Source organism: Paenibacillus sedimenti, assembly GCF_014534655.1.
In the GTDB taxonomy this organism is placed as follows: domain Bacteria; phylum Bacillota; class Bacilli; order Paenibacillales; family NBRC-103111; genus Paenibacillus_E; species Paenibacillus_E sedimenti.
Window position 1 is genome coordinate 55,135 of sequence record NZ_JACVVD010000008.1, and the last position, 14,199, is coordinate 69,333.

12 protein-coding genes are annotated in these 14,199 nt (G+C 48.5%); 11 read left to right on the top strand and 1 reads right to left on the bottom strand.

All coding sequences use genetic code 11. The features are described from left to right. Positions 1-96: 96 nt before the first annotated feature. The 6 genes from ICC18_RS21115 to ICC18_RS21140 all read left to right on the top strand — a co-directional run bounded on the left by ICC18_RS21115 (position 97) and on the right by ICC18_RS21140 (position 7,128). Positions 97-1,053 (top strand): 3'-5' exoribonuclease YhaM family protein, encoded by a 957-nt coding sequence (locus tag ICC18_RS21115; protein WP_188176440.1) that lies wholly within the window; start codon positions 97-99, stop codon positions 1,051-1,053. A 181-nt stretch (positions 1,054-1,234) separates the two neighbouring features. Beyond that, positions 1,235-3,025, top strand: a complete 1,791-nt coding sequence (locus ICC18_RS21120; RefSeq protein ID WP_223192740.1) for a sensor histidine kinase — start codon at positions 1,235-1,237, stop codon at positions 3,023-3,025. Then, a complete protein-coding gene (locus ICC18_RS21125; RefSeq protein ID WP_188176441.1) occupies positions 2,991-3,794 on the top strand; it encodes a response regulator transcription factor in 804 nt (267 codons plus the stop codon). The genes ICC18_RS21120 and ICC18_RS21125 overlap by 35 nt, the downstream gene beginning before the upstream one ends. A 102-nt stretch (positions 3,795-3,896) precedes the next feature. Continuing rightward, positions 3,897-5,258, top strand: coding sequence for an extracellular solute-binding protein (locus ICC18_RS21130; RefSeq protein WP_188176442.1), 1,362 nt, complete (start codon positions 3,897-3,899; stop codon positions 5,256-5,258). A 91-nt stretch (positions 5,259-5,349) separates the two neighbouring features. Next, the gene (locus tag ICC18_RS21135; protein ID WP_188176443.1) at positions 5,350-6,231 is read left to right on the top strand and encodes a carbohydrate ABC transporter permease; all 882 of its coding nucleotides are present in this window, start codon (positions 5,350-5,352) and stop codon (positions 6,229-6,231) included. Between the two features lie 15 nt (positions 6,232-6,246). Further along, positions 6,247-7,128 (top strand): carbohydrate ABC transporter permease, encoded by an 882-nt coding sequence (locus ICC18_RS21140; protein WP_188176444.1) that lies wholly within the window; start codon positions 6,247-6,249, stop codon positions 7,126-7,128. Between the two features lie 225 nt (positions 7,129-7,353). Here the strand turns inward: ICC18_RS21140 and ICC18_RS21145 are convergent, their stop codons facing one another. Then, entirely contained in the window at positions 7,354-7,815 is a 462-nt protein-coding gene (locus ICC18_RS21145) for an Lrp/AsnC family transcriptional regulator (RefSeq protein ID WP_188176445.1), read from the bottom strand. 271 nt (positions 7,816-8,086) lie between these two features. Here ICC18_RS21145 and ICC18_RS21150 point away from each other — a divergent pair, with 271 nt between their 5' ends. From ICC18_RS21150 to wrbA, 5 genes are all read left to right on the top strand, one after another. Beyond that, positions 8,087-9,472: an amidohydrolase family protein gene (locus tag ICC18_RS21150; RefSeq protein ID WP_223192741.1), complete on the top strand. Its 1,386-nt coding sequence runs from the start codon at positions 8,087-8,089 to the stop codon at positions 9,470-9,472. 33 nt (positions 9,473-9,505) lie between these two features. Continuing rightward, on the top strand, positions 9,506-10,501 hold the full coding sequence (locus tag ICC18_RS21155) for an aromatic ring-hydroxylating dioxygenase subunit alpha (RefSeq protein ID WP_223192742.1): 996 nt from the start codon (positions 9,506-9,508) through the stop codon (positions 10,499-10,501). Between the two features lie 295 nt (positions 10,502-10,796). Further along, on the top strand, positions 10,797-11,894 hold the full coding sequence (locus ICC18_RS21160) for an ABC transporter substrate-binding protein (RefSeq protein ID WP_188176447.1): 1,098 nt from the start codon (positions 10,797-10,799) through the stop codon (positions 11,892-11,894). Between the two features lie 22 nt (positions 11,895-11,916). Continuing rightward, on the top strand, positions 11,917-13,305 hold the full coding sequence (locus tag ICC18_RS21165) for an amidohydrolase family protein (protein WP_223192743.1): 1,389 nt from the start codon (positions 11,917-11,919) through the stop codon (positions 13,303-13,305). Then, positions 13,298-14,023 (top strand): NAD(P)H:quinone oxidoreductase type IV, encoded by a 726-nt coding sequence (gene wrbA, locus ICC18_RS21170; RefSeq protein WP_188176448.1) that lies wholly within the window; start codon positions 13,298-13,300, stop codon positions 14,021-14,023. Before ICC18_RS21165 ends, wrbA begins: the two co-directional genes overlap by 8 nt. Positions 14,024-14,199: the final 176 nt, after the last annotated feature.

Genomic DNA, 14,199 nt, shown 5'->3' on the forward strand with positions numbered 1-14,199 from the left:
GTACCGTGTTTTTAAAGAGGGAGATCGTGCTATTCATCTAACTATAATCGCCCCTTTCACTGTATAATGGTTTTATATATACGGGGAGGAACTGCAATGACTTTAATCAAACAGTTACAAGCGCAAGACGAATTCATGGGCTTCTATCTGCTCAAAGAGCTGGAAGTCAAACAGACGAACAGCACGCCTGCGAAAGATTATTTCGATATCGTCCTATGCGACGCCAGCGGGCAGCTATCGGCTAAGTTCTGGGATGTAAGTCCGACGGATAAAGAAACCTTTTTCCCCATGGGATTAGTGAAGGTTCAAGGCTTGGTTCAGACTTACCGCGAGAAGCTGCAGGTCAAAATCAACCGCATTCGCAAGGTTACGCCTGAAGACGGAGTTGCCGTCAAAGACTTCATCCGATCTGCACCGCTAAGCCCTGATAATCTCATACAAACGATTCATCGGGTTATGGACAGTATTACGAACGATACGATTAAAAGGCTGGTTGCCTTCTGTGTCGAGAAGGTGGAGGAAAAGCTTCAGCATTATCCGGCAGCCAAAACACATCATCATGCCTATTTTGCAGGCCTTGCCTACCATATCGTGCGCATGCTGGAGATCGGCGAATTTATATGCAAGCAGCGGCCTTTTCTCAATGAAGACCTCATCAAAGCCGGCATTATTCTTCATGATATCGCCAAGCCGGAGGAAATGATCGCCCAGCTCGGCATCGTCTCCGATTATAGTGTGCAAGGAAAGCTGCTCGGACATATCTCGATGGCTGCCAATTGGATCACGGAGGCTGCGATTCATCACGGAATCGAACTTCAGTCGGATCTCGTTCTCGGCTTGCAGCATATTATTTTATCCCATCATAATCTACCGGAATGGGGAAGCCCTGTACTCCCTCAGATACCTGAGGCCGTAGCGCTTCACTATATTGATTCTATGGACGCCAAGTTACAAATGGTGGAGGATGCGCTAGAGCTTACGCCGGAGACGGAACCGTGGACGCCGATGATCCGAGGTCTTGAGAATAAAGCGATTTATCGTTTGAACCTATAATTCATTGAAGTCTACTTGCTGTTCACGGCTACCCTAGTGAATATCAAGTAGGCTTTTTTCGTACGTTCGGATGATTTCGTTGACGTATAGCGGGAATTCAACTCTTGTGGGAAATCAGCCATGCTAGTATGATTTGAGCTAGACCTAATTGCAAAATCTTACTGGAAAGGGAGAATCCCACTTGTGGCAAAAGGTGGCTAATTGGAACACATTGCGCAATCAGATGCTGGTCGGATTTGTTTCCGTCATGATCATCGTTCTGATTTGTGCCGGCATCATTACTTTCAACTCGGTGTCCACCCTCCTCAATACCAAGGCGGAAACTCAGATGAAGCAAATTGCGAGCCAAGCGAACGGCAGATTGGAAGCGCTCATTCATCAGATCGATACCTTGACGTTGCAGGCGATTAATGACGCGTACCTTCAGCAGTTATTTCTTACTATTGTTAATGGACAAGAGGCGAGCTTCAACGAGCGTCAACCTTTAATGAAAATCGCTAATCATATCCAGGCATATAGCGGCGGCGTGAGCAATGTTGAGTTGTACACGACCGATTTTGTGCGCTTATATCCTCTGGATGAACAGCGTTTGTCAGATCGGGTGGAGCGTCATTGGATCGAACAGGCTGACAAGGAAAAGGGAAAACTGCTCTGGATCGGGAACGATCCAAAGGAGCCGGGATCTGTCTTGGCGATTCGCCGCATCAATTTGATTGACCGCTGGTTCTCGAACGGCGGGTATTTGCTGGTTCGCATCAAACCCGCTTATTTTGAATTTCAGACTGGATTGCCTGAAACGGGACAACGGGAATTGCTGTTGTTAGCCGATAGCGCGGCAAGACCCATCGTAGCGGACGGCGAAGCTCTTGCAGACGTGAGCGAGCTGATGCATACCGTTTCGCAAACGGTTACGATCGGACAACAGCGTTACATCCTCGTGAAGCAACCTTCCGAACAGACCGGCTGGACGCTGATGATTCTATATCCGGTGAGTGACATTACAGACGGTGTTTCCGTGCTGCGCCTAGCTATTATCGTATCCGGGGCAATCGGCTCGGTGCTGTTTATTATCTTATCTTTTCTGCTCTCGATGATGATTACGCGGCCGATTCTGAGGCTCATGAGAGCAATGAGAAATACCCGGCAAGGCGTATTGACGCCCAATCTTATGAAATCATATACGGCAGAGTTGAACGATCTGAATACGACGTACAATCAGATGGTAGATAACATCAACCGGCTCATTAAGCTGGTATATGAGAAAGAAATGATCCAAAGCCGTACGGAATTGCAAGCGCTGCAAGCTCAAATTAACCCGCATTTTTTATATAATACCCTGGAAGCGCTCTATTGGTCGTTGCAGGAGAAGGAGGAGGAAGAACTGGCTGACCTCGTCGTCTCGATGTCTGATTTGTTTCGCTATGTCATCGGCAGCCCGAACAAAGACGAATGGGTAACAGTGGGCGAAGAATTGGAGCATATCAAACGTTATCTGGGCATTATGAGCGTGAGGTTCGGATCCCGCCTTGTCTGGGAAATTATCGCCGAAGACGCTTATCGCAACATCTATATGCCCAAGCTGATTATTCAGCCCTTGGTGGAGAACGCCATCTTGCACGGATTGGAGGGGAAGACCGGACCAGGCCTTGTCACCATACGTGTGGAGCCGTCACCCTTGGAAGCTTCAGACTTACGGATTACCATAAGCGACGACGGCCCGGGGATGAGTGAACGCGCGTTCCGAACCGTCAATAGCGCGATGGATGGCGGCGGTTCTTCCGGCAAAGGGAAAGGCATGGGGATTTCGAACGTGCAGCGGCGTATCCAGCTCTATTACCCTGCTCAATCCGCGAATAACCGGGGTTTATCGATAGAAAGCATTTCCGGACAAGGGACAAGCATCAGCTTCGATCTTCCGATTCACAAGGAGGCAAACGATGATTCAATCGGGGAAAACAATCCTAATCGTTGACGATGAACCGTTAACCAGAGAGGGCGTTCGCAAAACATTGGAAGCTTGGTCGGCCGGAAGCCATCACATATTAAGTAGCAGCAACGGAACAGAGGCACTCGAGCTATTGAAGAGCCGCCTCGTTCATCTGCTCATCACCGATATCCGGATGCCGGAGATGAACGGCTTGCAAATGGTGGATAACGTCCGCAACATAGGCCACAAGCCGGTTGTTATCATCATTTCCGGACATCCCGACTTTCAATATGCTCAAACCGCGATTCAGTTGGGCGTCGTTAACTACTTGCTGAAACCGATTCAAAAGAGCAGGCTGATCGAAGCCGTCGAGCAGGCGCTGCGGATTGAAGAAGAACGGGGTCGCGTGGAAACGATGGAGAAAATAGTCGATTCACAGCTTATGCACGCGAAGATCGTTGGCAAGAATTATAGCCCGCCAGTTCAGCAAGCCGTTCTTTACGTGGAAGCGAATCTGCAAGCTCCGCTCGGCATGCGAGAGGTGGCGAACCACATTCACTTGAATCCGAGCTATTTCAGCGCTCTTTTTAAAGAACAGACGGGTTTCACTTTCAGCGAATATGTAACGAGGAGCCGGCTGCAGAAAGCGAAAGAGCTGCTTCTTCAGACAAGGCTTACGATCGCAGATGTCTCGGAGCAAGTCGGATACCTGACGCCGAAATATTTCATTAAGCTGTTTAAAGATTACGAAGGGATAAGTCCGAACCAATACCGTAAACAGGCGATGGAAGCCGAAGATATCGTCGAAACCTAAAAATTGTGGAATATTTCCCGATGGCCGTTACCTCCTGCAACTTGGATGAAAGCGCTACAATATAAAACGTAGCATACAAAATGAATAAGGGGGAAATGAAACATGGCAAGAAAAACGCTTACATGGACGCTGACGACGATGGTCAGTCTCGGCTTGGTGCTTTCGGGCTGCTCCGGCTCTAACGGGGGCGAAAACCAGCCTGCGAAGGAAACGGCGAAAGAAACAGCGAAGGGCAGCGGCGAGAGTACCCAACCGGCTAAGAAAGTAACGATCAAAATGATGCACCTATGGCCAACCGGAAGCTCGGCTACGCAGAACAAAATTGTAAACGATATCATAAAAGAATATCAAACAGCAAATCCGGGCGTAACGATCGAACAAGAAGTTCTTGAGAACGAACAATACAAGAACAAAATGAAAGTGCTTTCTACCTCCAATTCTCTTCCGGATGTTGGCTTCACGTGGGCGGCAGGCTATATGGATCCTTATGTGAAAGGCGAAATGTTTGCTCCGCTCGATGATTTGCTGCAAGGCGATTTGAAGGACAAATTCGTTAACGGAACGACGAACGCTTACGCATTCGGCGGCAAGACTTACGGGCTTCCCGTAGAGCTGAACATCGTGCCGGTTTATTACAATAAAGCGATCTTCGCCAAATATAATCTGCAACCGCCAAAGACCTATGATGAATTAAAAACGATTGTGAAAACGCTTAGCGCTGGCGGCGTCGCTCCAATCGCACTGGGTAACAAAGACCGTTGGACCGGCTCGCTCTGGTATATGTATCTGGCTGATCGCATCGGCGGACCGGAAACATTGAAGAAGGCGATTGACCGCACGGGCTCGTTCACCGATCCAAGCTTGGTTCGCGCCGCTTCCGAAATTACGCAGCTCGTTGATATGAACGGGTTCAATAAAGGCTTCAATGGACTTTCCAACGACGAAGGCAAAGCTGAGTTCATGAACAGCAAAGCAGCCATGTATATGATGGGTACATGGGAACTGCCGAACTATACAACGAACAAGGATGTTCCGCAATCGTTCAAAGACCAGATCGGCTTCTTTAAATTCCCGGCAGTCGATGGCGGTAAAGGCAACCTGGACAGTTGGGTTGGCGGGCCGGGCGTAGGCTTGTTTGTAGCGAACAACTCGAAAGTGAAAGAAGAGTCGAAGAAATTCGTGAGCTTCTTCGTTCAGAAATGGGGCGAGCACGCGATTTCCGAAGCCGGTGTTATTCCAGCGACCAAGGTGGATACTTCTAAAGTGAAGCTGCCGCAAATGTATATCGACCTGTTGAACGAATTGAATAAAGCGAGCAACATCACACTATTCGCAGACGTTCAAATGAAACCTGCTTCGGCTGAAGTGCATCTCAACATGATCCAGGCGCTGTATGGCAAAGCTGCGACGCCGGAAGAATTTGCGAAGAAGCATGAGGATGCTCTGGCCAAAGAAGCCAAGTAATCAAGAGGACTAGAAAGATACGGGAAAGGACATATCCCTGCATTGAGATATGTCCTTTTCCTCATATCGGTGAGAAAGGGGAGTGCCAGCTATGGATAAAGTCATGTCCAAAAAATCCATTATTGCCTTGTACGTCATTCCCTCGTTACTTCTCGTTGTTGCCCTTATCTATATGCCGATCGTATTAACGGGCTACTACGGATTAATGAAATGGGACGGCGTCGGCAAAATGAGTTTCATTGGTTTGCACAATTATATAGAGTTGCTTCGCGATAAATTGTTCTGGAACAGCGCGAAGCATTCGTTCTTGCTTGCGGTCTTCTCGACGCTGAGCTTGCTTATTTACTTGCTGGTAGCGCTGGTGCTGTCGGCAAACATTCGCGGGTCTAACACATTTCGCAAAGTATATTTAATACCGATGCTGCTGTCTTCTGTGGCAATAGCCCAATTATGGCTGAAAATATTTCACCCGACGAACGGCGTACTTAATCATTTGCTGGCATCGCTAGGGGTCCGGCATACACCCGAATGGTTATCGAATCCGTCGATTGTCTTGTACGCGATCTTCATTCCGATATTGTGGCAGTACGCGGGTTTCTATATTTTGATTTATTATGCAGCTTTAAAGAACGTTCCTGCCTCCCTGATCGAATCAGCCAGAATCGATGGCGCCAGTCCATGGCGAATTGCTCTGTCGATCCGGATTCCGTTAATTGCCGAGGTTATGAAAGTAACAGTTGTTCTTGCCGTTGTAGGCTCGCTTAAATATTTCGACCTGATCTACGTAATGACGGGCGGCGGTCCGAACGGAGCCAGCGAAGTCATGGCTTCCTACATGTACCGAAAGGCGTTCAAGGAATATGATTTCGGTTATGCAAGCGCGATCGGTTTCTTCCTGCTTCTGATTTGCCTTGTCATGACTTGGTTGATCCGCAAAGCGACGGCTTCCAAAGACAGTATCCAGTATTCGTGACGAAAGGAGATTCCAATGAATATTGAAACGATAGAGAGCCGAACACAGCCTACAGCTTGGCGAAATAAGCTTCCCGAGCAGATCGGATATGGCGTACTGTACGTCATGTTGACGGTTGTTGCCGTTATTCAAGTACTACCTCTCTTGTGGCTGCTGCTTTTCTCTTTGAAAAACAACGAAGAAATATTTAATTTGGCCCCCTTCGCGCTTCCGGATAAGCTGCGCTGGGAAAATTATGAGAAGGTGTGGACGCAGGGCCATATCAGCGCGTATTTTTTCAACAGCGTGTGGATGACTGTCTTATCCGTTGCGGTCACCGTATTGCTTGCGAGCTTAGTGACCTTCGCTTTGACGCGGATGAAATGGAAGCTGCAATCTTTCGTGCTCGGGCTCTTTATGTTGGGGCTTATGATACCCGTTCATTCGACGCTTATTCCGCTATTCAGCTTTTTTACGAAAACCCATCTGACCAATCATCCCCTGTCCATCATCCTGACCTATATCTCCTTTAACCTGCCGATTACAATCATGATTATGCTCGGATTTTATTACACGCTGCCTCGGGAAGTTGAAGAAGCGGCCGTTATGGACGGGTGCTCCGTGAACCGGATCTTCTTCAACATAACGCTGCCGATGACAGCATCGGTTTTATCGACGGCAGTCATCATCAACATGATCTATAATTGGAACGAGTTCATTTTCGTTAATACATTTATCAGCTCGGATAAATTCAAAACGCTAACGGTCGGGGTACAAAATTTCGTAGGCCAATACACAACCGACTGGGGAGCGATCGGCGCTACGCTGATGATCAGCATTTTGCCGATATTGCTGGCTTTTATTCTGCTGAGCAACCGCATCGTAGAAGGGATAGCAGCAGGTTCTGTTAAAGGATGAACGATTGATTGAAAAGTGGTTGAGTAGAGAGTTAAGACGCCATGCGTTCATAGAGAGGGCCAGCTGATAGGACGATGTCATCCTGTTGCGGGTCGCCGGAACTGATCTGATAGGAAGATTTATAGTATTTTATAGGTGAGGTCAATCAGAAATTCTCTGATGACCTCTTTCTATTTTTGAGGCTGATATCATTGTAGATTTATCCCTCCCTCTTAACTTCCGGGATCACAACTCCAGCCCCGTCCCCTGCTTGAAGCGCTTAATCACCACCTGTGTATTGACCCTAACTACGCCATTCAATTTATAAATGTTTTGATAGAGGAAGTTTTCCAAGGCCGCATCATCCTTCAGCAACGCGTGCATATGGAGCGAGCTGGAGCCGGTCATTTGATAAATGCTGATTACATTAGGATCGGCGGACAACGTGTTGCCTACCTCTTCGGCGAAACGGGGCTCCACCTCAACCTCGAAAAAGGCGCTGACCACCTTACCCAGCTTGGTTGCGTTCAGGCGGATCGTGAAGTTCTCGATGATCTCGTTATCAATAAGATTCTCCACTCTTTTTTGAATCGCAACGCGGGAAAGACTGAGCATTTCGCCGATTTTGGCATAGGAGATTCGGCTATTTTCATGAAGCAATTTGATAATTTCCTGATCGACTTGATCAAGATGCGGCAGCTCTAACATGTGAGGGTTCTCCTTCCATCGTTCAAATATATACAATTGCACTTCATGGATCGATTTTAGTAAAAAATGATCAAGAAAAAGAAAAATAACAATCATTTGTTAATCCCGTGGTGCAAGATATCGAAAAATCGTAACTAAATGAATCGTTTCGCATTTACAACCTGTGTTGACGAAAAGTATGGCCCTGCATATAATCATGTTAATTAATATTACATGAAACAGCAATAATTAATTTTAGTGTCAGTATATATGACATCATTGGGGTGACGAATTGGCTAACAAGCTCATTTACAACGGCACTGTGTTAACCATGGACGCAGCAAATCAGATTCATAAACCGGGCTATATCTATATTGAAAACGATATGATCCGGGAAGTGGGGGAGTGGAAGCCGGATGATAGTCTAGACCATCTAAAGGCGAATTCTTCATACACCTACGATGCCTCGGGGAAAGTGGTAATTCCCGGTATTATCAACGGTCATACCCATTTATTTCAGACGTTTATGAGAGGCGTGTCCGATCATTCTTCCTTAGCGGAATGGCTAAAGGAAATCATTTGGCCGATGAGCCTGGCGATGGAGCCGGATGATTTTTATTTGGCGGCGCTGATAGGCTGCATCGAAAATTTGAAGTCCGGGGCTACGTATATCATGGATCACCATTACATTCATACATTTCCAGAAAATGACGCAAGCGTGCTGCGTGCAATGGTCGACTCCGGCATTCGCGGGCATCTGGCGCGAGGAGGATCGGACCTTGCCGGCGAGGTCCGCCTGAGGGAGACGGAGGAGCAGATCTTCGGCAGCACGGAACGGCTGCTGGATGAATGGGACGGCGCAGCCTCGGACCGCATCCGGATCGCGCTCGGACCGCTCAATTTATACGGCTGCTCACGGGGCTACTTGGAGCGTGCGGCTGTCTTCAGCCGGGACCGCAAGCTGATCTCGCACGTGCATGTGGCGGAGACAAGCGGGCAGATTGATAATACGATAGAGCGCTACGGGCTGCGCAATCTGGAGTTGCTTCATAATGTCGGGCTGCTCAGCGAGCAAACACAGGTCGTTCACGGTATATGGCTCGATGACGGCGAGTTGGAACTGATCCGTGACAAACAGGCATCGGTCATTCATTGTCCGGTGTCCAATATGTATCTCGCCTCAGGAATTGCCAGGGTGCCCGAAATGCAACAAATGGGCATCAATGTAGCGCTCGGAACGGATGGGCCGGGCAGCAACAACTGCCAGGACAACCTGGAAGTGTTAAAGTTTACAGCTTGCCTGCACAAGGTGAACGAGCTGGATGCCACTCTGCTGCCGCCGATGGATGTGCTTCGTATGGCTACGATGAACGGGGCCAGAGCAGTCGGCAGGAGTGAGAATCTCGGGAGTCTGGAGCCGGGCAAAAAGGCGGATCTGGTCACCGTTGATATGCGAAAAGCGCATATCAGTCCGATCCATCGCGCATCCTCGGCGCTTGTGTACAATGCGAACGGCAATGATGTCGATCTGGTTATAGTGAACGGCGAGGTTGTCGTCGAAGGCGGCAAGAGTACATGGATCGATGAACAAGAAGTGATTCAGCGGGCGCAGCAGCGCGTGGATGCGCTTCGCGCCAAGCTTTCTGTTCAATATCCGATTTTTTCTATCCGTGAATAACCCATAGAGAATAATTTGAGGAGGATGATTGAGATGGCTCTACAACGTTTACATGATCCGGTACTGGAAAATGATTGGCACGCCGTATTTCTGGCTTCCGAACTGAAGGATCAGCCGGTCGGCGTCATAGTTTTAGGGGAAAGAGTCGCGATTTTTCGCTCGAAAAAAGATGTGCACGCCATGCAGGATCTATGCATTCACCGTGGAGCCATGCTCTCTAAAGGTTGGGTCCAGGATGATATTCTTGTTTGCCCTTACCATGGCTGGCAGTATGATTCGTCAGGTCAGTGCGTCTGCATTCCCGCTCAGCCGAAGGGGGAGAAGATCCCGCTGCGTGCCAAGGCTCAAGTGTATGCATGTCAAGAGAAGTATGGGTTTATTTGGGTATGTATCGGCGAACCGGCTTCAGACCTTCCGCATTTTGAAGAGTTTGCGAATCCGGAGTTCCGTCCGCTGCCTTGCGGTCCTTATAAAGTAGCTGCAGCCGGTACGAGAGTAATTGAGAATTTCACGGATTTTGCCCACCTGATGTTCGTGCATCAAAATTTGCTTGGACATCCGGATTATGCGGAGTTGCCTGATTTTCAAGTGGTTAAAGAAAAGGAACGCATTTATATCGAAAATATCCCGATCTTCCAACCGGTTGCACATTCAGGTTCTGATAAAAAAGAGGGAACAACCTATGTATATATGAAGGAAGTGTATCGTCCTTTGTCGGCCCGGTTGTCCAAAGCCGACCCAAGCAATGGGCAAACGCTTTGGATTATGCTGACGGTGCTGCCTGTAGCGGCCGAAGAGTGCGTCGTATTCATGATGGTATCGCGCAATTACGGCTATGATGTGGATGACGCGAACTTCATCCGTTTTCAAGATATTGTCTTCGATCAGGATGCGCGTGTCATTGAGACGCAAAAGCCGGAGTTGCTGCCGCTTGATTTGCAGGTAGAGCTCAATCATAAAGTGGACCGTTTTTCAATTGCCTATCGTCGTTGGTTGAGAGAGCTTGGCGTCGTTGTTGGAACAATTTAGCTGATTGAATGTTAGAGGGAGGGGTGAACGTATGCCAGTGTGTTGGTAAATTGTGATATTACATGACATGTATATATAGATTATTGGCAGAATTGACGATATTGTTCGGATTTGACTGCATTTTTTGGTAAAAATTCGTAAGGGTACATCCAAAAACGATAAAAATCCGTATTTTTATTGTGTGAAAATACAAATAGCTGTTAGTTTTGTTGACTTGCACATGACATCAAATCTATATTGGACTCAAGACACCAAAGCATTGTATAGAAAACCAATTTTGGAGGGGAAGTTGAGTATGAAATCATTCGATCGTGCTATTTCGTTTTTCCCGAAACGTCAAGCAATTGTGTCTGCAGGTCTAGTCTTGGTCATGAGTATGCTTGCCGGATGCGGCAGTTCGGGTACTTCCGGTACAACCGCAACTTCAGCCCCAACGACAGCGGCCACGACGGCAGCAACGGCAGCAGCAGCAGCTACCACGGCTCCGTCTGCAGCTCCAAAAGCACTCGTACCTACGACGCTTATTCTGAACTGGTTTGCGGAACCGGAGCATGGGGGCAACTTTGCAGCTGTAGCCAAAGGCTTTTATAAGGACGCAGGGTTGGATGTCACGCTGACTCCCGGTGGACCGCAGGTTTCTTCTACTCAAATTGTAGCCTCAGGCAAAGCGCAGTTTGGTATGGCGAACGGAGACGATATTCTCGTAGCGAGACAAGAAGGGATTCCGATCGTAGCGATTGCAACGTCGCTCCAGAAGAGTCCGCAAGCACTCTTTTATCACAAAGATTCCGGCATTAAAGATTTCAGCGACTTGAACGGCCATAAGGTTTATGTGGCATCCACAGCAAGCTTCTGGCAGTACATGAAGAAAAAATATAAATTGGATAACGCCCAGGAAATGAAATATACAGGTCAACTCGTCAATTTCGTGAATGATAAAAATGCGCTGACGCAAGGCTATGTCACTTCCGAGCCGTTCACCCTGGATCAGCAAAAGGTTGAATACGGAACTCTGCTCAATGCAGATTCGGGTTATAACATTTATGCCGGCGTGTACTTCACTACCGAGAAAATGATCGCCGAACACCCGGATCAAGTGAAAGCCTTCGTTGAAGCTACGGTTAAAGGTTGGGATTATTATAAGGATCATTGGGAAGAAATCAATCCGTTCATTAAAGAGAAAAACCCGGATATGGGCCTGGATATGATGAAATATAGCGCACTGAAAGAAATGGATTTTGCTTTTGGCGGCGATGCGGTAGCGTTAGGTACTGGCATTATGACCAAAGAGCGCTGGGAAGAAGTGCAAAAGCAGCTTGTAGAAGTTGGCGTACTGAAAAAAACGGAAGATATCAATAAAGTGTTCACAACGCAATTTTTACCTAAAAAATAAGGAATACCAGGGGGTGGCGGCATTGGCTTCTTCAATGAATCTGGATCTGGTGAATGTTCGATTGCCGATGAGGGATGAGGAACATCTGTATCAACTATCCGTTCGCGATGGAATCTGGACCCGTATTCATCGTCAAGAGGCCGGTGCTGTCCTGCCTGATTCCATCTCAATGGAGGCGTGGAGCCCTGGCAATGCTGAAGACATGGCAGTCATTGACTTGGAAGGTAAAATACTGCTGCCCGGCTTTGTTGATTCGCACATGCATTTGGATAAATCGTTTTCGTTGACTTCCGTTGAAAATATAAGCGGAACCTTGGAAGAAGCGGTGCGCAATTATTCGCAGGCTTCGCCGGCTTTTACCAAAGAGGAAATCAAATCGAGAATCGTCCGCTCCGCCTTGCAGGCATTATCCTTCGGCACGACGCATATCCGGACGCATCTGGATTTCAACTTAAGAGCATCGCGGGAGGTAGCGCTTCGGACTGTGGAAGCCGCATTGGAAGCGAAAGCGATGCTGGCTCCGTTCATGACGCTGCAGCTGTTTCCGATGGTCCCGTACAATCTGGACTCGCTAGATATCGGCGTTATCGAAGAAGCGCTTCGCATGGGCGTCGATGGCATCGGCGGCGCGCCGCATTTGTCATTAACCGCCCAGGAAGATATCGACCGTATTTTCGGATTGGCTAAAAAGTTTGATCTGCCGATCGATCTTCACTGTGACGAAACGGATGATCCGCAGATGCGTACGGTCGAGCACATCGCTTTGCGCACAAAAGCGGAAGGTTACGCAGGCCGGGTTACCGTTGATCATTTGTGCGCGCTTGCCTCCATGACGGATGCCGATGCGCATGGCATTATCGAACGGATGACTGAGGCGGGCTTGAAGGCCGTATCGTTACCTGCAGTGAACTTGTATCTGCAAGGGAGGCGCGACCGCTTCCCAGTTAGACGCGGAGTAACGCGACTGCAGGAAATTTGGCAAGCCGGCATACCGATTGCCGTCGCTTCAGACAATATACACGATCCGTTTCATCCTTTCGGGAGAGGGGATCTATTGCAAATCGCTTTAATCGGCTCTTATGCCGCACATATGGGGCGGCCTGCAGATCTTCGCACGCTGCTTCGGATGATGACGGATGTTCCGGCGACAGTATTAGGTCTAACGGAGTACGGTATCGAGCCGGGCAATCAGGCTAACTTTGTGATCCTTGACGGAGGGTCGCCTGAAGAGTTGTTTACCTTGCTGCCTGAGCGCCGATGGGTGTTCAGCCAGGGAGGTTGGAGAAGGAGTCCGTCTAGCAAGGCTCAATGGCACGATAAGGAATTGTCCGCGTTCTGGAAAAATGCAAGCGAAACCGTTTCTTTCCGCAAGCAGGAATTGGCAAGGGGGTCAGTCGTCTCTGATGGCTAACATCCTGGTTATTTATTACAGCGCCTTCGGTCACGTCTTCCAGATGGCGCAAGCTATTGCGGAGGGTGCAAGGGGGGCGGGCGAGCATCAGGTTAAGATTGTGCGCATACCTGAGATGATCAGTATGGAAAATCGTGTTATCCAACTGGATAAAAGCAGGCCGGAAGCAGAATCGGATGATTCCGCGCCTCAATTGTCCAAACAATTCCGTTTGACGGACCGTTACAGTAAATATGAAGCGTTACAAGCATTACAAGCAGACATACCGATCGCGACAAATGATGATCTTCGCTGGGCGGATGGCATTCTATGGGGATTTCCAACCTATTACGGCTCTATGCCGTCCCAAGTGAAGCTGTTCCTAGAATTCGCCGGCGAGCTTTGTATCGATGGTTCGCTGGAAGGAAAACCCGCAGGGATTTTCAATAGCACAGCTTCGATACACACCGGGCATGAGGCGGCCATTTTAACCTCGATGGTTCCATTATTTCATTTCGGCATGATCTTCGTCGGTCTGCCTTATTCGGAGAATCCCGAATATTTGACTGCCGATGCCATTGGATGCTCCCCTTACGGCGCATCGACATTAGCGGGCCCTGACAGCTCGCGATCCCCGGATCAGCGTGAACTGCTCATGGCAGCGCGACTAGGCGCCAGGGTTGCGAATGTGGCGGCGGCTTTGCAGCACTATCAACATCAAAGATCTCAAATGCGCTAAAAAGAACCTCTAATCGCGGTCGCTCTCCCTGAATGGCATCGATAGAGGTTTTCTCTCCACATAAGCAAGTATATGTTTTCGGTATACCGAAAACAGTTTGCTTATTGGCGATAAAACCTACCACTAAACGCGGTCGTTCATCCCTGGATGGCATCGATAGAGGTTTTCTCATATCT

Excerpts from the sequence above, each read along its gene's own strand:
- ICC18_RS21115 (WP_188176440.1), top strand. The coding sequence starts at position 97 with ATGACTTTAATCAAACAGTTACAAGCGCAAGACGAATTCATGGGCTTC.
- ICC18_RS21125 (WP_188176441.1), top strand. The coding sequence starts at position 2,991 with ATGATTCAATCGGGGAAAACAATCCTAATCGTTGACGATGAACCGTTA.
- ICC18_RS21130 (WP_188176442.1), top strand. The coding sequence starts at position 3,897 with ATGGCAAGAAAAACGCTTACATGGACGCTGACGACGATGGTCAGTCTC.
- ICC18_RS21135 (WP_188176443.1), top strand. The coding sequence starts at position 5,350 with ATGGATAAAGTCATGTCCAAAAAATCCATTATTGCCTTGTACGTCATT.
- ICC18_RS21140 (WP_188176444.1), top strand. The coding sequence starts at position 6,247 with ATGAATATTGAAACGATAGAGAGCCGAACACAGCCTACAGCTTGGCGA.
- ICC18_RS21145 (WP_188176445.1), bottom strand. The coding sequence starts at position 7,815 with ATGTTAGAGCTGCCGCATCTTGATCAAGTCGATCAGGAAATTATCAAA.
- ICC18_RS21155 (WP_223192742.1), top strand. The coding sequence starts at position 9,506 with ATGGCTCTACAACGTTTACATGATCCGGTACTGGAAAATGATTGGCAC.
- ICC18_RS21160 (WP_188176447.1), top strand. The coding sequence starts at position 10,797 with ATGAAATCATTCGATCGTGCTATTTCGTTTTTCCCGAAACGTCAAGCA.
- wrbA (WP_188176448.1), top strand. The coding sequence starts at position 13,298 with ATGGCTAACATCCTGGTTATTTATTACAGCGCCTTCGGTCACGTCTTC.